The sequence below is a fragment of the Bradyrhizobium sp. cir1 genome, from assembly GCF_014198245.1.
Classification (GTDB): Bacteria; Pseudomonadota; Alphaproteobacteria; order Rhizobiales; family Xanthobacteraceae; genus Bradyrhizobium.
This window is the reverse complement of record NZ_JACIHE010000039.1, coordinates 13727-31432: the sequence shown is the minus strand read 5'-3', so window position 1 is coordinate 31432 and position 17706 is coordinate 13727. Positions and strand designations below refer to the sequence as shown.

Annotated in this window: 19 protein-coding genes and 1 tRNA gene; 11 read left to right on the top strand and 9 right to left on the bottom strand. The window is 64.3% G+C overall.

Annotated elements, in window-relative coordinates:
- Positions 1-26 precede the first annotated feature (26 nt).
- The gene (gene cmk, locus GGD63_RS37775) at positions 27-665 is read right to left on the bottom strand and encodes a (d)CMP kinase (protein ID WP_183250084.1); all 639 of its coding nucleotides are present in this window, start codon (positions 663-665) and stop codon (positions 27-29) included.
- Positions 662-1999 (bottom strand): 3-phosphoshikimate 1-carboxyvinyltransferase, encoded by a 1338-nt coding sequence (gene aroA, locus GGD63_RS37770; protein ID WP_183250082.1) that lies wholly within the window; start codon positions 1997-1999, stop codon positions 662-664. Before aroA ends, cmk begins: the two co-directional genes overlap by 4 nt.
- A 158-nt stretch (positions 2000-2157) precedes the next feature.
- On the opposite strand from aroA, the gene GGD63_RS37765 reads away from it, so the two are divergent.
- The 3 genes from GGD63_RS37765 to GGD63_RS37755 all read left to right on the top strand — a co-directional run bounded on the left by GGD63_RS37765 (position 2158) and on the right by GGD63_RS37755 (position 3226).
- On the top strand, positions 2158-2565 hold the full coding sequence (locus GGD63_RS37765) for a TIGR02300 family protein (protein WP_183250106.1): 408 nt from the start codon (positions 2158-2160) through the stop codon (positions 2563-2565).
- Between the two features lie 98 nt (positions 2566-2663).
- A tRNA-Ala gene (locus tag GGD63_RS37760) sits at positions 2664-2739 on the top strand.
- Positions 2740-2989: 250 nt separating this feature from the next.
- Entirely contained in the window at positions 2990-3226 is a 237-nt protein-coding gene (locus GGD63_RS37755; RefSeq protein WP_183250080.1) for a GIY-YIG nuclease family protein, read from the top strand.
- Between the two features lie 6 nt (positions 3227-3232).
- Here GGD63_RS37755 and GGD63_RS37750 read toward each other — a convergent pair whose 3' ends face one another.
- Entirely contained in the window at positions 3233-3691 is a 459-nt protein-coding gene (locus GGD63_RS37750; RefSeq protein ID WP_183250078.1) for a MarR family winged helix-turn-helix transcriptional regulator, read from the bottom strand.
- Between the two features lie 155 nt (positions 3692-3846).
- Here GGD63_RS37750 and GGD63_RS37745 point away from each other — a divergent pair, with 155 nt between their 5' ends.
- The 8 genes from GGD63_RS37745 (at position 3847) to GGD63_RS37710 (ending at position 11110) form a co-directional block, all read left to right on the top strand.
- Positions 3847-4272, top strand: coding sequence for an organic hydroperoxide resistance protein (locus tag GGD63_RS37745; RefSeq protein WP_018645071.1), 426 nt, complete (start codon positions 3847-3849; stop codon positions 4270-4272).
- A gap of 177 nt (positions 4273-4449) precedes the next feature.
- Positions 4450-5652 (top strand): CaiB/BaiF CoA-transferase family protein, encoded by a 1203-nt coding sequence (locus GGD63_RS37740; protein WP_183250076.1) that lies wholly within the window; start codon positions 4450-4452, stop codon positions 5650-5652.
- A gap of 218 nt (positions 5653-5870) precedes the next feature.
- The gene (gene ugpB, locus GGD63_RS37735) at positions 5871-7187 is read left to right on the top strand and encodes a sn-glycerol-3-phosphate ABC transporter substrate-binding protein UgpB (protein ID WP_183250074.1); all 1317 of its coding nucleotides are present in this window, start codon (positions 5871-5873) and stop codon (positions 7185-7187) included.
- A gap of 48 nt (positions 7188-7235) precedes the next feature.
- Complete coding sequence (gene ugpA, locus GGD63_RS37730; protein WP_183250072.1) at positions 7236-8117, top strand: sn-glycerol-3-phosphate ABC transporter permease UgpA; 882 nt, start codon at positions 7236-7238, stop codon at positions 8115-8117.
- Positions 8117-8965 (top strand): sn-glycerol-3-phosphate ABC transporter permease UgpE, encoded by an 849-nt coding sequence (gene ugpE, locus GGD63_RS37725; RefSeq protein WP_183250070.1) that lies wholly within the window; start codon positions 8117-8119, stop codon positions 8963-8965. The genes ugpA and ugpE overlap by 1 nt, the downstream gene beginning before the upstream one ends.
- A 13-nt stretch (positions 8966-8978) precedes the next feature.
- On the top strand, positions 8979-10064 hold the full coding sequence (locus GGD63_RS37720; RefSeq protein ID WP_183250068.1) for a sn-glycerol-3-phosphate import ATP-binding protein UgpC: 1086 nt from the start codon (positions 8979-8981) through the stop codon (positions 10062-10064).
- Positions 10065-10361: 297 nt separating this feature from the next.
- Positions 10362-10787 carry an Hsp20 family protein gene (locus GGD63_RS37715; RefSeq protein WP_024338612.1) on the top strand — a complete coding sequence of 142 codons (426 nt, stop codon included), beginning with the start codon at positions 10362-10364 and terminating at the stop codon, positions 10785-10787.
- 50 nt (positions 10788-10837) lie between these two features.
- Entirely contained in the window at positions 10838-11110 is a 273-nt protein-coding gene (locus GGD63_RS37710) for a DUF1150 domain-containing protein (protein ID WP_035704148.1), read from the top strand.
- Positions 11111-11324: 214 nt separating this feature from the next.
- Here GGD63_RS37710 and GGD63_RS37705 read toward each other — a convergent pair whose 3' ends face one another.
- The 6 genes from GGD63_RS37705 to GGD63_RS37680 all read right to left on the bottom strand — a co-directional run bounded on the left by GGD63_RS37705 (position 11325) and on the right by GGD63_RS37680 (position 17704).
- Positions 11325-12437 (bottom strand): tetratricopeptide repeat protein, encoded by a 1113-nt coding sequence (locus tag GGD63_RS37705; RefSeq protein WP_183250066.1) that lies wholly within the window; start codon positions 12435-12437, stop codon positions 11325-11327.
- Positions 12438-12555: 118 nt separating this feature from the next.
- The gene (ptsN, locus tag GGD63_RS37700; RefSeq protein ID WP_008141251.1) at positions 12556-13017 is read right to left on the bottom strand and encodes a PTS IIA-like nitrogen regulatory protein PtsN; all 462 of its coding nucleotides are present in this window, start codon (positions 13015-13017) and stop codon (positions 12556-12558) included.
- Between the two features lie 223 nt (positions 13018-13240).
- Positions 13241-13852: a ribosome hibernation-promoting factor, HPF/YfiA family gene (gene hpf / locus GGD63_RS37695; RefSeq protein ID WP_183250064.1), complete on the bottom strand. Its 612-nt coding sequence runs from the start codon at positions 13850-13852 to the stop codon at positions 13241-13243.
- A 169-nt stretch (positions 13853-14021) separates the two neighbouring features.
- Positions 14022-15644: an RNA polymerase factor sigma-54 gene (gene rpoN / locus GGD63_RS37690; protein ID WP_183250062.1), complete on the bottom strand. Its 1623-nt coding sequence runs from the start codon at positions 15642-15644 to the stop codon at positions 14022-14024.
- 91 nt (positions 15645-15735) lie between these two features.
- The gene (gene lptB / locus GGD63_RS37685; RefSeq protein WP_183250061.1) at positions 15736-16755 is read right to left on the bottom strand and encodes an LPS export ABC transporter ATP-binding protein; all 1020 of its coding nucleotides are present in this window, start codon (positions 16753-16755) and stop codon (positions 15736-15738) included.
- 211 nt (positions 16756-16966) lie between these two features.
- Positions 16967-17704, bottom strand: a complete 738-nt coding sequence (locus GGD63_RS37680) for an LptA/OstA family protein (protein ID WP_183250058.1) — start codon at positions 17702-17704, stop codon at positions 16967-16969.
- Between the last annotated feature and the right edge of the window lie 2 nt (positions 17705-17706).

Below are 17706 nucleotides of genomic sequence, written 5' to 3'. Positions count from 1 at the left end.
GCGCTTCCTCCAATGACGGCTGCGGCTTAACCCCGCGACCGGCCCGCTCGGACGGCCTCGATAATGTCGATGGCGGCCCGGACGCCGCCTTCTATATCCAGTTGGGAGTTATCTAGCAAGTAAGCATCCGGGGCCGGTTTTAATGGCGCAATCGGCCGGTTCTTGTCGCGCTCGTCGCGCCGGATGATGTCGGCGAGCACCGCGGCCTCATCCGCCTCCTCGCCCCTGGCCCTCGCCTCCATGGTGCGGCGGCGGGCGCGGACCTTGGGGTCGGCCACGACGAAAATCTTCACGTCGGCATGGGGGCAGATCACGGTTCCAATGTCCCGGCCGTCCAGCACCGCTCCCGGCGGATCGGCGGCGAATTGCCGCTGGAAATTGACCAGGACCTCGCGGACCCTGGGGATCGCCGAGACGATCGAGGCACCCTCGCCGGCCTCCTGGGTCTTCAGCGCGGGATTGCCGAACCTTTCGGGATCGAGCTCCAATGCGGCCTGCACCGCAGCCGCCTCGTCCCGGAGATCATGACCGGACTGCATCAGGGCATAGGCCACCGCGCGATAGATCACGCCGGTATCGAGATGACGATAGCCGTAATGGTGGGCGAGACGCTTGCCGAGCGTGCCCTTGCCCGAGGCCGCGGGCCCGTCGATGGCGATAATCATGAAAACTCGGCCCCTAGCGAACGCATCATCGGAATGAAATCCGGGAAACTGGTGGCGATGAAGGCGGTGTCGTCGACGGTCACCGGCTGGTCGGAAGCGCAGCCCATCACCAGCGCCGACATCGCGATACGATGATCCATGTGGGTGGCGACAGTGCCGCCGCCGGGGACATGGCCGCGGCCCTCGACGATCAGATCGTCGCCGGAGACCTCGACCTTGACGCCGTTGACGCGCAGCATGGCGGCGGTGGCCTCCAGGCGATCGGATTCCTTGACGCGCAGCTCCTGCAGGCCGCGCATGATGGTGGTGCCTTCGGCGAAGGACGCCGCCACCGCCAGCACCAGATATTCGTCGATCATCGAGGGCGCGCGCTCCGGCGGCACCTCGACGCCGCGCAGCTTTGAGGCGCGCACGCGCAAGCGCGCCATCGGCTCGCCGGCATCGCCCCGCACTTCGCTTTCCTCGATGAAAGCGCCCATTTCACGCAGCGTCGTGAAAAGGCCCGTGCGCAGAGGATTGGTCATGACATCGGAGAGGACGACATCCGAACCCTCGACGATCAACGCCGCGACAATCGGGAACGCAGCCGACGAGGGGTCAGCGGGCACGACGACATTGGCGCCATGCAGCTCTGGCTGGCCCACCAGCGTGATGCGGCGGCCGTGCTGACCTTCCTGCACCGAGGCGATGTCCGCGCCAAAATGCTTCAGCATCAGCTCGGTGTGGTCGCGGCTGGCCTCGGTCTCGATCACGGTGGTCGTGCCCGGCGCGGCGAGGCCCGCCAGCAGCACCGCCGACTTGATCTGGGCCGAGGCGACCGGGGTCTTGTAGGTGATCGGCAGCGGATCGCGCGCGCCCTGCAGGGTCAGCGGCAGACGCCCGCCCTCGCCGCCGGAGATGACCTTCGCACCCATCTTTTCGAGCGGATCGAGGATCCGGCGCATGGGGCGGCTGCGCAGCGAGGCATCGCCGTCGAACACCGCCGAGATCGGGCAGCCGGCGACGGCGCCCATGACCAGCCGGCAGCCGGTGCCGGAATTGCCGAAATCCAGCGGCGCCCTAGGCTGGGCAAAGCCGCCGACCCCGACGCCGTTCACCTTCCAGGCAAAATCGCCGGTGCGTTCGACCGCGGCGCCCAGCGCCTGCATGGATTTGGCGGTGTTGAGGACGTCCTCGCCCTCCAGGAGGCCCGAAATCCTGGTCTCGCCGACCGCGAGCGCGCCGAGGATGAGGGCGCGATGGGAGATCGACTTGTCCCCGGGCACCCGTACTTTCCCGGTCAGTTGGCCGCTCGCGCGAGACTGGAGCGGCCGCGGTTGGTCGGAATGGGTCAAGATTGTGTCCTTGAATAGGCCCCGTGGGCTGGCGCGCAGGTACCACATGGTCTGGCCCCCGTCACGGGCATGTCTTTCTCTCGTAATGCGCTATTGACAGCGGGCCGCCAACTAGCCAAGTGAAGCACCGCTTTTCAGACATTCCCAGGATTCCTGCCGTGGCCAAGTCCGAACTCGGAACCAAACGTATTTGCCCGACCACGGGCAAGAAATTCTATGACCTCAACAAGAATCCGGTGATCTCGCCCTATACCGGCGAGGTGGTGCCGATCGCCCCGGTGGCGCCCGCTCGCGTCCCCCGCGGCGCCGAAGCCCGGCACGCCGCGACAGCGGATACCGCGCCGGAGCCGGCGGAGGTCGAAGAGGTGTCGCTCGAGGAGGCCGATGCCGAGGAGAACACCGGCAAGGTCAAGGCCGCCGTGCCCGAATCGGAGGACGATATCGAGGTCGACGAGACCCTCGACGACGACGATGATGATGATTCGACCTTCATCGCAGACGAAGAAGAGGGCGATGAGGACGTGACCGACATCATTGGTGATGTCGGAGGTGATGAAGAGACTTGAGATCAGTCCTGATCTGTGAAAAAGGGTGCACCGCGCGAGTCACCTAGGACTCGCCGGTCTGTGGGGGATCCTCCGGGATCGTCCCATTTAAGGACTAAGGGGCCATAGCTCAGCTGGGAGAGCGCTTGCATGGCATGCAAGAGGTCGGCGGTTCGATCCCGCCTGGCTCCACCAGCCTTCGCTGGCTTCGCCAGCTTCGGCTCGGCAAGCCACGCCGAACTCTATCGTAGCGAAGCAAGCGAAGGCTGCCGCGCCATAGCCCGAAGGGCGACGGCGGGCTCTATCCGTATAGCTCGTTCGCCAGCTTCGGCTCGGCAAGCCCCCTCGTAGCGAAGGCTGCCGCGGCGTAACCCCGTACGGCGAAGCCGGGCTTCAGCAGAACAAGAGCGAGTGTAAGCTCTCCTCGACAACTGGGGAGCGTGCCGTGAAGTACGTCTACATCCTTGAGAGCCTCGATTCCCTCCACTTCTATGTCGGGATCACCGATGACCTGCGCGCCCGACTGACAAAGCACAATGCTGGTGAGGTCCCTCACACCTCGAAATACGGACCGTGGCGTCTCAAGACCTACATTGCGTTCAGCAACGAGAAGCAGGCCGTCGCATTCGAGAAGTACCTGAAGTCAGCGTCCGGCCGCGCCTTTGCCAAGAAACGCCTCTAACCGCCCCTACTCCCCAGTCACCGCATTCAACCGATCCCTCAGCGCGACGATCTCATCCTTCATCGCCACCAGCTCCGACACCGAGCAGTCCGACGCCGCCAGGATCGATTGCGGCACGCTGCGCGCTTTCTCCTTCAGCGCGTGGCCCTGCGGGGTCAGCGCGATCAGCACCTGACGCTCGTCCTCGTGCGAGCGGGTGCGCTTGACGAGATGGGCGGCTTCGAGCCGCTTGAGCAGCGGCGTCAGCGTACCCGAATCCAGAAACAGCTTTTCGCCGATCTCCTTGACCGGCACGTCGTCGCGCTCCCACAGCACCAGCATGACCAGATATTGCGGATAGGTCAGGCCGAGCCGGTCGAGCAGCGGCTTGTAGACGCGGTTGAAGGCGTGCGTGGCGGAATAGACCGCGAAGCAGATCTGGTTGTCGAGGCGCTGCGGGTCCAGCGCCGATAATTTCCGGGCCATCGAGAATCTCACGTCGTTTGCTCCATTCTGGGGCCGGCCGGCGGCACATTCAATTGCGAACAATTAAATGTGAGGCACCCCAATTTAGATTGAGCACAATCTAATTGCCTGCGATAGAGATCGCACCCCAACCCGGAAGACCCGAGGAGACGAAAATGTCCGTGAACGTCCTCTACAAGACCAGCGCAAAAGCCACCGGCGGCCGCGACGGCCACGCCGCGACCCTCGACGGCGCGCTCGACGTCAAGCTCACCACGCCGAAGGAGCTCGGCGGCGGCGGCGGCGCCGGCAACAATCCCGAGCAGCTGTTCGCGGCCGGCTATGCCGCCTGCTTCATCGGCGCGATGAAGTTCGTCGCCTCGCAAGGCGGCCCGAAGGTCCCCGCCGACGCCTCCGTCACCTCGACCGTCGGCATCGGCCCGCGCTCGGAGGGCGGCTTCGGCCTCGACATCGATCTTGCCGTGTCGCTGCCGGGCCTTGCCCGCGCGGAAGCCGAGGCGCTGGTCGCGAAGGCGCACCAGGTGTGTCCGTACTCCAATGCCACGCGCGGCAACGTCGACGTTCGCCTGACGGTCGTCTGATCTAACGGCGGATTGGCTGGCCCGGGATCCCCCTCGGGCCGGCCGCTTCCGCTTGATTTGCCACCTCGCGGGATAGACGCGCGGCGGCGCATACAGCCCCACGCCCCGCGCCATTGCTGGCGCAAAAAAACCTCGCTAGGCCTGTGATCCAATCATCGACACAGGGGAAGCGAAGGCATGACTGAAGCCGTTTTGGGCGCAATGAGCGGACTGCGCGTCATCGATCTCACGCGCGTGCTCGGCGGTCCCTACTGCACCCAGATCCTCGCCGACCATGGCGCCGACGTCATCAAGGTCGAGCCGCCCGCAGGCGACGAGGTGCGCGAATGGGGCCCTCCCTTCCACGAGGAGGATGCGGCCTATTTCGTCGGCATCAACCGCAACAAGCGTTCGATCGGCCTCGACCTCGCCTCCGAAGGCGGCCGCATCGTGCTGCTGAAGATGCTGGAGACGGCCGACGTTCTGATCGAGAATTTCAAGCCGGGCACGCTGGAGAAATGGGGCATCGGCAATGAGGTGTTGCGCGAGAAATTCCCGCGCCTCGTGCACTGCCGGATCTGCGGCTTCGGCGCTGACGGACCGCGCGGCGGCAATCCCGGCTATGACGCCATCATCCAGGCCATGACGGGCATGATCGCCGCGACCGGCTCGCCCGAGAGCGGGCCGATGCGGATCGGCGTGCCCCTGGTCGACATCACCACCGGACTTTATGCAGCGATCGGCATCCTGATGGCGCTGTCGGAGCGGCAGCGTTCCGGCAAGGGTCAGTTCCTGGAGACCACGCTGTACGAGACCGGCCTTGCCATCATGCATCCGCACACCGCGAACTATTTCATGCATGGCAAGCCGCCCTCGCTCACCGGCAACGAACATCCGAACCTCGTTCCTTACGCGATCTTCCCGACCAAGACCGACAACATCTTCATCGGCGTCGGCAATGACGGCACCTTCCGCAAGCTCGCCAAGGAGATCGGCAAGCCCGAGCTCGGCATCGATCCGCGCTTTGCCCGCAACAAGGACCGCATCGCCAACCGCGAGGCGCTGCGCGCCGAGCTTGCCGCGGTGTTCAGCCAGCACGAGGCCGAGCCGCTGTGCAATCGCCTGCTCGCGGCCGGCCTGCCCGCAGGCCCGGTGCAGAAGATCGACCAGGCGTTGACGAACCCGCACACGATCGCGCGCGGCGATATTATCGAGAAGGACTGGTACAAGGGCGTTGCCTCGCCGATCCGGCTCGATCGCAGCAAGCCGAGCCTGCGCCGCCTGCCGCCGAAATTCAGCCAGCACGCGGCCGAGGTGCTGGGCGAGTTCGGCTACTCCAAGGCCGAGATCGGCGCGATGGTCGAAAAGGGCACCGTCTGCGGTCCCGAGCGCAAGCGCTAGGGACCCTCGCCTCCACAGCCTCCAATGCCGCACTGCGGCGCGCCCACGCATGTGCAGCGCGAACGCCGGCGACTGTCCGCGTCGCATTCGCCTATTTGACGGCTTCCCTTTTCCAGCGCTTGCCGCTTTCGTTTCGGCCGCTTACACAGTCATGTGAACGTCATATGGCGCTGCTAGCGCAAGCGCTTCTTTAGTGACGGGCAAGGGAGGTTTTCTTGATGGCTCTTCGACATTTTGGCGCGGCTGCAGCTGTCGCATTCACGGTTGGTCTCGGCGCCTCGCCGGCCCTGGCCGTGACCGAAATCCAGTGGTGGCACGCGATGACCGGCGCCAACAACGACGTGATCGTCAAGCTCGCCAACGACTTCAACGCGTCGCAGACCGACTACAAGGTCATCCCGACCTACAAGGGCAACTACCCCGACACGATGAACGCCGGCATCGCCGCGTTCCGCGCCGGCAACGCTCCGCACATCATGCAGGTGTTCGAAGTCGGCACCGCGACCATGATGGCCGCGACCGGCGCCGTGAAGCCGGTCTACAAGCTGATGGCCGAGACCGGCGAGAAGTTCGATCCGAAGAACTACCTGCCCGCGATCACCGGCTACTACTCGACCTCGAAGGGCGAGATGCTGTCATTCCCGTTCAACTCGTCGTCCACGGTCATGTGGATCAATCTCGACGAGCTGAAAAAAGCCAATGTCGAGATTCCCAAGACCTGGCCCGAAGTGTTCGAGGCCGGCAAGAAGCTGAAGGCCGCCGGCCACGACACATGCGGCTTCTCCGGCTCCTGGATCACCTGGGTCAATCTCGAGCAGCTCTCCGCCTGGCACAACGTACCGCTCGCCAGCAAGGCCAACGGCCTTGACGGCTTCGACACCGTGCTCGAATTCAACGGACCGCTCCAGGTCAAGCATCTCGAAAACCTGGTCGAGCTGCAGAAGACCAAGGTCTACGACTATGCCGGCCGCACCAACACCGGCGAAGGCCGCTTTACCTCGGGCGAATGCCCGATCTACCTGACCTCCTCGGCGTTCTTCGGCAATGTCAAGGCGCAGGCAAAATTCAACTTCACCGCGGTGCCGATGCCCTATTATCCGGACGCCAAGGGCGCGCCGCAAAACTCGATCATCGGCGGCGCTTCGCTCTGGGTCATGGGCGGCAAGCCGGCCGACGATTACAAGGGCGTCGCGAAATTCCTGACCTTCCTCTCCGACACCGATCGTCAGGTCTACATCCACAAGGCCTCGGGCTATCTGCCGATCACCAAGGCGGCCTACGCCAAGGCGAAGGAAGAAGGCTTCTACAAGGATCAGCCCTATCTCGAGACCCCGCTGATCGAGCTTACCAACAAGGAGCCGACCGACAATTCCCGCGGTCTGCGCCTCGGCAACATGGTGCAGCTGCGCGACGTCTGGTCGGAGGAGATCGAGCAGGCGCTCGCCGGCAAGAAGACCGCCAAGCAGGCGCTGGATGCCGCCGTCGAACGCGGCAACACCATGCTGCGGCAGTTCGAAAAGACCGCCGTGAAGTAAGGCGACCGGCGGCAGGCCGCATGCCGGCCTGCCGCTTCTGCTGACACCATGCAAAAGCAAGCCATTTTCCAGTCAAAGCTATTGCCCTACGCGCTGGTTGCGCCGCAGCTCGCGATCGTCCTGATTTTCTTCTATTGGCCGGCGCTGCAAGCGGTGATCCAGTCTTTCCTGCTCCAGGACGCCTTCGGCCTCTCGACGAGCTTCGTCTGGTTCGACAATTACGTCGAGCTGTTCAAGGACCCCGCCTATTTCGCGGCGATCGTCCGCACCTTCTTCTTCTCGTTCGCCATCGCGGTGTCGTCGCTGTCGTTTGCGCTGCTGCTCGCCGTGATGGCCGACAAGCCGCTGCGCGGCTCGATGCTCTACCGCACGCTGCTGATCTGGCCCTATGCGGTGGCGCCGCCCGTGGTCGGCGTGCTCTGGATCTTCATGCTGCATCCCTCGCTCGGCGTGATCTCGCGCTACTTGCGCGCCGCCGGCATCGACTGGAATCCGCTGCTCGACGGCAACCAGGCCGCCGGCCTCATCATCCTCGCCGCCGCCTGGAAGCAGATCTCCTACAATTTCCTGTTCTTCCTCGCCGGCCTGCAGGCAATCCCGAAAAGCGTGTTCGAGGCCGCCGCGATCGACGGCGCGCGTCCGATGCGGCGGTTCTGGACCGTGACTTTCCCGCTGCTGTCGCCGACCATCTTCTTCCTCCTGGTCGTCAACATCGTCTACGCCTTCTTCGACACGTTCGGCATCATCGACACCATGACCCGCGGCGGTCCCGGAACGTCGACGGTAACGCTGGTCTACAAGGTCTATTCGGACGGCCTGCTCGGCGGCAATCTCGGCAGCTCGGCGGCGCAATCGGTGATCCTGATGATCATGGTCATCGTGCTCACGGGCGTCCAGTTCCGCTTCGTCGAACGCAAGGTGACCTACTGATGGTCGAGGACGAGGGCATCAGGCGCTACGTCGCCCATTTCATCCTCTGGATCGGGATCGCGATCGTCGCATTCCCGGTCTACATCGCGATCATCGCCTCGACCCAGGACAACGCGCTGATCGCGAACGGGCAGATGTCGCTACTGCCGGGCGGGCACTTCTTCGAGGTCTACTACCAGACCATCTTCGTCGGCACGAGCGGCTCGACCCGCGAGCCCGTCGGCAACATGATGCTCAATTCGCTGGTGATGGCGCTGGCGATCGCGATCGGCAAGATCGCGATCTCGATCATCTCGGCCTACGCGATCGTGTATTTCCGCTTTCCGTTCCGGATGTCGATCTTCTGGATCATCTTCATCACCCTGATGCTGCCGGTCGAGGTGCGCATCTACCCGACCTACAAGATCGTCGCCGACCTGCACATGCTCGACAGCTATGCGGGCCTTTCGCTGCCGCTGATCGCCTCTGCCACGGCGACGCTGCTGTTCCGCCAGTTCTTCATGACCGTGCCGGACGAGCTGCTCGAGGCCTCGCGCATCGACGGCGCCGGCCCCTTGCGCTTCTTCTGGGATACGCTCCTGCCGCTGTCGCGCACCAACATGGCGGCGCTGTTCGTGATCCTGTTCATCCTCGGCTGGAATCAATATCTCTGGCCGCTGCTCATCACCACCCGCGACGACATGCAGACCATCCAGGTCGGCATCCGCAAGATGATCACCACCACCGACGCGCTGACCGAATGGCCGATCGTGATGGCGACCGCCGTGCTGGCCATGCTGCCGCCGGTGTTCGTCGTCGTCGCCATGCAGAAACTGTTCGTGCGCGGCCTGGTCGAGACGGAAAAGTAAGAAGTGAGTTTTCATGGCTAACGTCACCCTGCGGAACGTCCGCAAGACCTACACCGGCGGCTTCGAGGCCATCAAAGGCGTCAACGTCGATGTCGCGGACGGACAGTTCTGCGTGCTGGTCGGCCCTTCCGGCTGCGGCAAGTCCACGCTGCTGCGCATGGTCGCAGGTCTCGAGACCGTCACCGGCGGCGAGATCGACATCGGCGGGCGCGTCGTCAACCAGATCGAGCCCGCCGATCGCGACATCGCGATGGTGTTCCAGAACTACGCGCTCTATCCGCATATGAGCGTCTACAACAACATGGCCTACGGCCTGCGCAACCGCGGCATGGCCGAAGCCGAGATCAAGACCCGCGTCGAGGAAGCCGCGCGCGTGCTCGAGCTCTCCGCCATGCTGGAGCGCAAGCCGCGCCAGCTCTCCGGCGGCCAGCGCCAGCGCGTCGCCATGGGCCGCGCCATCGTGCGCCAGCCGAAAGTGTTTTTGTTCGACGAGCCGCTGTCGAACCTCGACGCCAAGCTGCGCATCGCAATGCGGGTCGAGATCCGCAAATTGCAGCGGCGGCTCAACACCACGTCGATCTACGTCACCCACGACCAGCTCGAGGCGATGACGCTCGCCGACGTCCTCGTCGTGATGAACGGCGGCCAGGTCGAACAGGTCGGCAATCCCCTTGCGATCTACGAGAAGCCGGCGACGACCTTTGTGGCCTCCTTCATCGGCGCACCACCGATGAATTTGATGTCGACGCGGCCCGAGGAGATCAAGTCCCAGCTCGGCGGGGCCGCAGGCGAAGCCGGCATCGTCGGCATCCGCCCCGAAGATTTTGCGATCACCGACCAGACCCCGGCCGGCGGCGTCGCGTTGCCGCTCACAGTCGAGGCCATCGAGCGCGTCGGCGCGGAAACCTTCGTCTACGGCTCCCGCGAGCAGGAAGACCAGCGCGTCGCCGCAACCCCGGGCGAGCTGCCGCCCGGCGAGGTCATCGTCCGCATCCCCGGAACCGAGGCCCCCGCCATCGGCCAGAAGATCCGCGTCGCGGCGGTGCGGGCGAAGCTGCATCTGTTCAGCGGCGACGGGCGGAAGCGGATCGAGGCCTGACCGGCTCCGAATGGCCGTCTGTTCACAACCGCGAAAACAACCCCATGCACAGTAGGACGGGGTCTGTTTTCATTGGGATAAATCGCCCCGCAGATTCGCCCTGCCTGCGCTTCTCGGGTCACGACGAATTGTAAGCATTTTGTGCGATGGCAGAGAGCCGTGGGCGGCGAAGCGGCCCATCCACAGCCTCCGGCTACGTCCTTGAACCTACACGGGGATATGCCCATATTGCTGAGCAAGGGGTGCCTTGATCGGGCCCCGAAACACCAAAGTCGCTTCGAGAGGACTTTGTAAACTATGTCTCGTGTTCCCACGTTATCCAGTCCGTTCCTGCTGGGCTTCGACGAGATCGAGCGCGTGCTCGACCGCGTCGTCAAAGGCGCCGACGGCTACCCTCCCTACAATATCGAGAGGTGTGACCGCACGGACGGCCAGCCCGAGCGGCTGCGTATCACGCTGGCGGTCGCAGGATTCACGCGCGACCAACTCGATGTAACCATTGAGGAAAACCAGCTCGTGATCCGCGGGCGGCAGCAGGACGACAAGACCCGGCAATACATCCATCGCGGCATCGCCGCGCGCCACTTCCAGCGCACCTTCGTGCTGGCGGAGGGGATGCTGGTGCTGGGTGCGGATCTGAAGAACGGGTTGTTGTCGATCGACCTGGCCCGGCCTGAACCGGAGAGGATCGTTAAGACAATCGCTATCAATGAGCACGAATAATGGAACGAGTAGCGGACTCGACCGCTTAGTTCGTCAGAGGAGTCGAGACCATGAGTGAAGGTCACGTTGCGTTCGAATACGAAGCCAAGAACGTCTCTCCGGAGACGCTTGCCACCCTGGGCGAAGGCCATATCGCCTATGTGAAGCAGATCCGTTCCGAGGACGTGCCGGACCTGTTCCCCGAGGCGCCCAAGATCGCGCCGGGCCTCAAGCTCTTCGCGCTCCACGCCGCCGACGGCACGCCGATCATGCTGACCGACAGCCGCGAAGCCGCGATCGCCAACGCCTGGAGCAACGAGCTGCAAGCGGTGAGCGTGCACTGAGCACGCGCGCGTCGCACGGAGAGAATTTTGACGGGCATGCCTTCGCACGAAGGCGTGCCCGTTTCATTTTGGAAGCGATGATGTTTCCGCGCCGTCATTGCGAGCGCAGCGAAGCAATCCAGAGTCCTTCCGCGGAGGCAGTCTGGATTGCTTCGTCGCAAGGGCTCCTCGCAATGACGGAGCGTGAGGCGGCCGCGCGCGCCTCTCTCCCGCATCATTTCACAAAGCCCAGCCCTTCGCGCGCCGTGTCGACGGCCCATTTGTCGGTCGGCGGCAGCGCCAGCACGCTGTTGAAATCCGCGCGCGCATGCTTGGCGTCGGACATCATCATGTAGAGAAGGCCGCGATTGACCAGGACATCCTGGCTTTTGGGATCGAGTCGAAGCGCTTCGTTGTAGTCGGCGAGCGCGCGATCGTGCTGTCCCATGTCCCGAAACACACCGGCGCGATCCTTGTAGGCGTCCGAATTCTCCGGCTGCAGCCGAATCGCTTCGTCGAGATCAGCAAGGGCGCGTTTGTCGTCGCCCTTCCTGTGCTGGACGACGCCTCGAATGAGATAGGCTCTCTCGAAAGACGGCATGATCCTGGTGACGTCATCCAGCTCCCGGATGGTGCCGTCGAAATCGTCCTTCTTCAGGAACACCATGGCCCGGCAATAGTGGCCACCGGCACTTGCGGGCTCCAGACGGACGGCACTGTCGCAGTCAGCGAGAGCTGCATCGATCTCGCTCTTGTTGAGATGGATGGTACTGCGCAGCTCGTAGGGCCACGCGGCCGCCGGATTACGCTGCATGGCCTCGGTGTAATCGGCGACGGCGCGATCGGTGTCGCCCTTCGCCGCATACACCTGTCCTCGCATGACGAGCGCACGGTAAGCCTGCTTGGGGCTGCGCTCGATGGCCTCGGTGAAGCCGGCGATCGCGAGATCGAAATTACGCTTGTTGAAATATTCCTCCGCGCGCGACGTGTAGGACGGTCCGTAAGCAGGATCGAGGCGAATGGCCTCGTTGTAGTCGGCCATCGCGTGATCCCGATCGCCCTTGGCCGAATAGGCACGCCCGCGGCAATTGTAGGCTCGCCCGAAATTCGGATCGATCCGGATCGCGGCGCTGCAATCCTCGAAGGCGCGAGTCCAGTCATGCTTGAGGTAGTAAGCTTCCCCGCGCAGCTCGTAGGCGGCCGCGTTGGTCGGATCGGCCGCGATGATCTCGGTCTTCTCGGCGATGACGCGGTCGTTTGCCGCCTCGTCAGCACGGGCCACGGCGGTGGCGGCAATGGTGACGGAGCAAAGCAGACCGAAAACCCGGCCAATCGAACCGCAACTCATATCTTAAAAATTCCTGCGCGGAATCCCTGCCGGTCGGACGCGTGCGGAATCCGATCGACAGCGCCGTCTGCAAATAAGTCGCAGACGGCGCGGCGCGGGTTCGAACGGGCGGGAGGGCTTACGCCGCGGTCGCCGGCGGCAGCGCCAGCACCGAATAGATCGCCTGGGCGTCGCGGGAGGCGCGGAGCTTCTTGGCGATGTCCTGGTCGCGCAAGAGGCGGGCGATGCGGGCGAGCGCCTTCAGGTGGTCGGCGCCGGCACCTTCGGGGGCGAGCAGCAGGAAGACGAGATCGACCGGCTGGCCGTCCATCGCCTCGAAATCGATCGGGCGATCGAGGCGCGCGAACAGGCCAAAAATCTTTTCCAGCTTGGGCAGCTTGCCGTGGGGAATGGCGACGCCGTAGCCGACCGCGGTGGTGCCGAGCTTCTCACGCTGCAGCAGCACCTCGAACACCGAGCGCTCGTTCTGCCCGGTCAGCTCGGCGGCCTTGGCCGCAAGCTCCTGCAAGGCCTGCTTCTTGCTGTTGACCTTCAATGCCGGGAGAATCGCCTCGGGTGCGACCAGATCGGTAATCGGCATGGAAGGTTTCCGAGGTGAATTAAACCGTCAGGTTCCGAATTGGCCAGCTTGGAAAGAAACCACGCCGGGCCGGCGTCAAGAAGGTGAAGCAGGAGGGGGACTTAGCCCCGATCCTGATGTGGGGCGCTTCTACTCCAACGCAATCCCGGTGCCAACTCCTGCGTGCGGCTTTGCCCCGGTCATTGTTAAAGCCTGCGGATGATACGGGGCCCGATTCCGGCCCCTAACCGCCCGCCTTGCCGTCGGCCTTGGCTCCGGGCGGGTCGATCCAGCCCACATTGCCGTCGGCGCGGCGGTAAATGATGTTCACCCGGCCGCTGGAGCCATGCTGGAATACCAGGCAGGGTGCCCCGCTGAGGTCCAGTTCCATCACGGCTTCGCTGACCGAGAGCTGCTTCAGCGAGGTGGTTGCCTCGGCGATGATCACGGGGCTGTAGCCGGTGATCTCCTCCTCGTCCTCACCTTCGCCAGGCGCCTCCAGGACGTAAGCCGTGGCGTCGAGCGCGGCCAGCGCCGCATTGGCGACATGGGCCTTGCGGGCCGAGCGATCCTTGAGCCGGCTCTTGTAGCGCTTGAGGCGCCTCTCGATCATCAGGAGAGCCTGGTCGGCGCTGGCATAGGCGTCGGGCGCGTTCGAATCGGCCTCCAGCGTTATTCCCGAATCCAGATGCAGCGCGCAGTCGGTGCGGAAGCCGAAGCCATCCTTGGAGAGCGTGATGTGGCCGGAATAATTGCCGTCGAAATATTTGCGCAGAACCTCTTCGGTCCGGTCGGCAACGCGGCCGCGCAGGGCCTCGCCGACGCTGACGCTCTTTCCCGAAATTCGAAGGGTCATGTGATGCCTCGCTTGGTTACGCCGAGCTGCAATGACGCATCATCGCAGCTCGGGATGTTCCCTGCGCATGATCCGCTCGGAAAACCACTGTGCACTTTTCCGGATCATGCGCATGCTTGGACCGGTCTCGGTGGGGGATTGAGAGTAGCGCGATTTGGCGCGAGCGCAATCAGGCCGGCTCGGTATTGCGGGAACGATCGGACAGTGCGGTGGAGAGGACGTTACCAAGAGCGCTCTGCTTGTCGCGGCGGCGTTGCACCGAGGAGGGAATGCGCATGGCTTCGCGGTACTTCGCGACCGTGCGGCGGGCAATATCAATGCCCGAGGCGCGCAACCGTTCCACGATGGTGTCGTCCGACAGGATCGCGGAGGGCTCCTCCGAATCGATCAGCTGCTTGATGTGGTGGCGCACGGCTTCGGCCGAATGCGCCTCGCCGCCGTCGGCCGAGGCGATCGAGGCCGTGAAGAAATATTTCAACTCGAATGTACCGCGATTTGTCGCCATGTACTTGTTGGCGGTGACGCGCGACACCGTGGATTCATGCATCTGGATGGCATCGGCGACGGCCTTCAGGTTCAGCGGCCGCAAATGCGCCACGCCGTGGGTGAAGAAGCCGTCCTGCTGGCGCACGATCTCGGTTGCAACTTTCAGGATGGTGCGGGCGCGCTGGTCGAGCGCGCGCACCAGCCAGGTGGCGTTCTGGAGCGCATCGGTGAAGTAGGACTTGTCGCCGTCCTTGCCGATCTTCTTCGACAGCTCGGAATAATAGGTCTGGTTGACCAGCACGCGCGGCAAGGTGTCGCTGTTGAGCTCGACATGCCAGCCGCCGTCCGGACCCGGGCGGACATAGACGTCGGGCACCATGGTCTGGAGCCGGGCCGAGCCGAACTTCATGCCGGGCTTGGGGTTGAGCCGGCGGATCTCGCCGATCATGTCGGCGATGTCCTCGTCGTCGACGCCGCAGAGCTTGCGTAAGGATGCGATGTCGCGCTTGGCGAGCAGGTCGAGATGCTCGACGAGGGCCTGCATCGCCGGATCGTAGCGGTCGAGCTCGCGAAGCTGGATCGCGAGGCACTCGCTTAAGTTACGCGCGCAGACGCCGGGCGGGTCGAATTTCTGCAGCACGGCAAGGACGTCCTCGACCTCCTGCTGCGACGCGCCAAGACGTTCGGCGGCCTGGCCGAGATCGGGCGGCAGATAGCCGGCCTCGTCGACGAGGTCGATCAGGTACTGGCCGATCATGCGCTGCGCGGGTGCGGTGAAGGCGACCGAGAGCTGCTCGGCGAGATGGTCCGACAGCGTTGTCTCGGCCGCGACAAAAGCTTCGAGATTGTAGTCTTCGTCACCCGAGGCGCCGCCGCCCCATTCGGTATAGGTGGTCGGCGCAGCGTCCTGGGCGTTGCGCGCGGCGGCCTCGGCCGGCTCCTCGGAGAAGACGTTGTCCAGGCCCGTATCCAGGGTCTGCTCGATCTCGGCGCGGGTGCCGAGATCCTTGCTCATCCATTCTTCCTGGCCGGGCTCGAAGGCTTCGCCCGAACCACCACCCGGCTCGTCGCCGTTGCTGCCGCCGAAGTCACCGCTGTCGCTGAACTGGCCGGCCTCGGCCGGGGCTTCGCCCACGGGGCCCTCGTCACTGGCCCGTTCCAGCAGCGGGTTACGCTCGAGTTCCTCTTCCACGAAGGTGGTGAGATCGAGGTTGGACAATTGCAGCAGCTTGATCGCCTGCATCAGCTGCGGCGTCATGACCAGCGACTGCGATTGCCGGAACTCTAATCTCTGCGTGAGCGCCATGAAGCAAGAACCGTTCCCAAAAAATTGGTCCGATTTTTGCTTATCCTAGTCTGAGCCCGATGTACACGGCTTGACGTAGCGCAAAAAAAAGCTAGAGGCGGAACTCCTCGCCAAGGTAAAGGCGGCGGACATCCGGATCGGCGACGATCTCATCCGGGCTGCCCTCGGTCAAGATTTCACCGGCATAGACGATGTAAGCACGGTCGGTGAGGCCGAGCGTCTCGCGCACATTGTGGTCGGTGATGAGCACGCCGATGCCGCGGTTGGTGAGATGGCGGACGAGGTCCTGGATGTCGCCGACCGCGATCGGATCGATGCCGGCAAAGGGCTCGTCGAGCAGCATGTAGTTCGGACGCGTCGCCAGCGCGCGCGCGATCTCGACGCGGCGACGCTCACCGCCGGATAGCGCGATCGACGGTGATTTCCGCAGGCGCGTGATGTTGAATTCGTCTAGCAGCGAGTCGAGCTGCTGCTCGCGCTTCTTGCGCGACGGCTCGACCACTTCGAGCACGGCGCGGATGTTCTGCTCGACGGTGAGGCCGCGGAAGATCGAGGCTTCCTGCGGCAGATAGCCGATGCCGAGCCGCGCGCGCTGATACATCGGGAGTTTCGTGACGTCGTGGCCGTCGAGCTCGATCGCGCCGCGATCGGCCTTGATCAGGCCGGTGATCATGTAGAACACGGTGGTCTTGCCGGCGCCGTTGGGGCCGAGCAGGCCGACCGCCTCGCCGCGGCGGACATAGATGCTGACGCCGCGCACCACCTGGCGGCTGCCAAAGCTCTTTTCCACGCTATGCACAGCCAGGAAGCCCGGCCGCTTCAGGAGCTGCGGCCCGCCGGCTCCGTTCGGCTTGGCGGCAGCCCTGACCGGGTGGACCGCCGGCGCACGCGGTGCCTCGGCCTGGTAATCGACCTGATAGTCCCCTTGATAATCCCCTTGGAACTGGTCGGGCGCGTGCATCGGCTGATCGCGGGCGATCGGCGCATCCCGCACCGGGCTAGCCACAAGACCACCGACGCTGTCACCGAGGGCGGTGATGTCCTGACGTGCAAATCCTGGCCGGCCGCGCTTGGCGGGGCGCCGACGGAACATGCTGAAGAGATCGACCATCCCCGCCTTCTAGCTTTTCGCGGCATTCGCGCGATATGCCGCCCCGGCCCTATCGATTCGCCGACGCAGCATGAGTGAAGGGATGTCCCATGCCCAATGAAACACGCCCGGTAAGCGGCGGACCCCGCTTCGAAAGCCCTTCGCGCTAGATACAGTCTCGCCGGGCAAGCTTCAACCTCGGATCGGGAGCTTCCGGAACAAGCCGTTGAATTTACTTCGGTTTACTTGCGCCAGGCAGCTGCAAAGGCGACCCCGCGGCGGGCTTGCCTCCTTGGCCTCCCTGGCCCCCCGAGCCGCAATCATTGCCGCCACCCTGCGGCAGCAGGGCCTGCACCCTGCCGCTGTCCGACTCCACCCGCGAGACGCCCGTGGTCATGTCGACCATCAGGCGGTCGCCGCGCAGCACGTTCTTGCATTGCGTCAGGACCACCTGGCCGCCGCTGCCGCCGAGCATCGTGATGAGATTGGTCTTGGTGTCGAACACGGCGGTCTCGCCGGTCACCACCTGATCCTTCTGCGTGACCACCACATTGCCGCGCGCCTCCAGCCGCTTGATCGACGAGGCGCCGCCGGGCCCTGGTGTCGCCGACTGCATCGGCGCTCCCTTGGTCCCCTTCGCCGCAGGCTGCGCCGGCGCGGGCTTGTCACTGCTCGACTCGTAGAACACCACCAGCGTCTTCGAGGTCATGGTGGTGTCGCCCTGCACGACCTTCACATTGCCCGCGAAGGTCGCCTCCTTCTTCTTGTCGCGCATCTCGAGCGATGCGGCCTCGATCTGGATCGGCTGATCGCGGTTCTGCGAGAAGCCCTGCATCGCGTTCGGGACGCCCTGCATCGTGCTCTGCGCGATGGCCGCACCGCCAGCGACCAGCGCGACGCCGAAGGCCAGCGCGGCCGCACCGATGATGGCGCACCGCTTGTCCTCGTTGCGCGGAAAAATCCTGATCATGA

Bases quoted from the DNA above. Each gene is read 5' to 3' on its own strand.
- cmk (WP_183250084.1), bottom strand. From the start codon at position 665: ATGATTATCGCCATCGACGGGCCCGCGGCCTCGGGCAAGGGCACGCTC.
- GGD63_RS37750 (WP_183250078.1), bottom strand. From the start codon at position 3,691: ATGGCCCGGAAATTATCGGCGCTGGACCCGCAGCGCCTCGACAACCAG.
- GGD63_RS37745 (WP_018645071.1), top strand. From the start codon at position 3,847: ATGTCCGTGAACGTCCTCTACAAGACCAGCGCAAAAGCCACCGGCGGC.
- GGD63_RS37740 (WP_183250076.1), top strand. From the start codon at position 4,450: ATGACTGAAGCCGTTTTGGGCGCAATGAGCGGACTGCGCGTCATCGAT.
- ugpB (WP_183250074.1), top strand. From the start codon at position 5,871: ATGGCTCTTCGACATTTTGGCGCGGCTGCAGCTGTCGCATTCACGGTT.
- ugpA (WP_183250072.1), top strand. From the start codon at position 7,236: ATGCAAAAGCAAGCCATTTTCCAGTCAAAGCTATTGCCCTACGCGCTG.
- ugpE (WP_183250070.1), top strand. From the start codon at position 8,117: ATGGTCGAGGACGAGGGCATCAGGCGCTACGTCGCCCATTTCATCCTC.
- GGD63_RS37720 (WP_183250068.1), top strand. From the start codon at position 8,979: ATGGCTAACGTCACCCTGCGGAACGTCCGCAAGACCTACACCGGCGGC.
- GGD63_RS37715 (WP_024338612.1), top strand. From the start codon at position 10,362: ATGTCTCGTGTTCCCACGTTATCCAGTCCGTTCCTGCTGGGCTTCGAC.
- GGD63_RS37710 (WP_035704148.1), top strand. From the start codon at position 10,838: ATGAGTGAAGGTCACGTTGCGTTCGAATACGAAGCCAAGAACGTCTCT.
- GGD63_RS37705 (WP_183250066.1), bottom strand. From the start codon at position 12,437: ATGAGTTGCGGTTCGATTGGCCGGGTTTTCGGTCTGCTTTGCTCCGTC.
- ptsN (WP_008141251.1), bottom strand. From the start codon at position 13,017: ATGCCGATTACCGATCTGGTCGCACCCGAGGCGATTCTCCCGGCATTG.
- hpf (WP_183250064.1), bottom strand. From the start codon at position 13,852: ATGACCCTTCGAATTTCGGGAAAGAGCGTCAGCGTCGGCGAGGCCCTG.
- rpoN (WP_183250062.1), bottom strand. From the start codon at position 15,644: ATGGCGCTCACGCAGAGATTAGAGTTCCGGCAATCGCAGTCGCTGGTC.
- lptB (WP_183250061.1), bottom strand. From the start codon at position 16,755: ATGGTCGATCTCTTCAGCATGTTCCGTCGGCGCCCCGCCAAGCGCGGC.
- GGD63_RS37680 (WP_183250058.1), bottom strand. From the start codon at position 17,704: ATGATCAGGATTTTTCCGCGCAACGAGGACAAGCGGTGCGCCATCATC.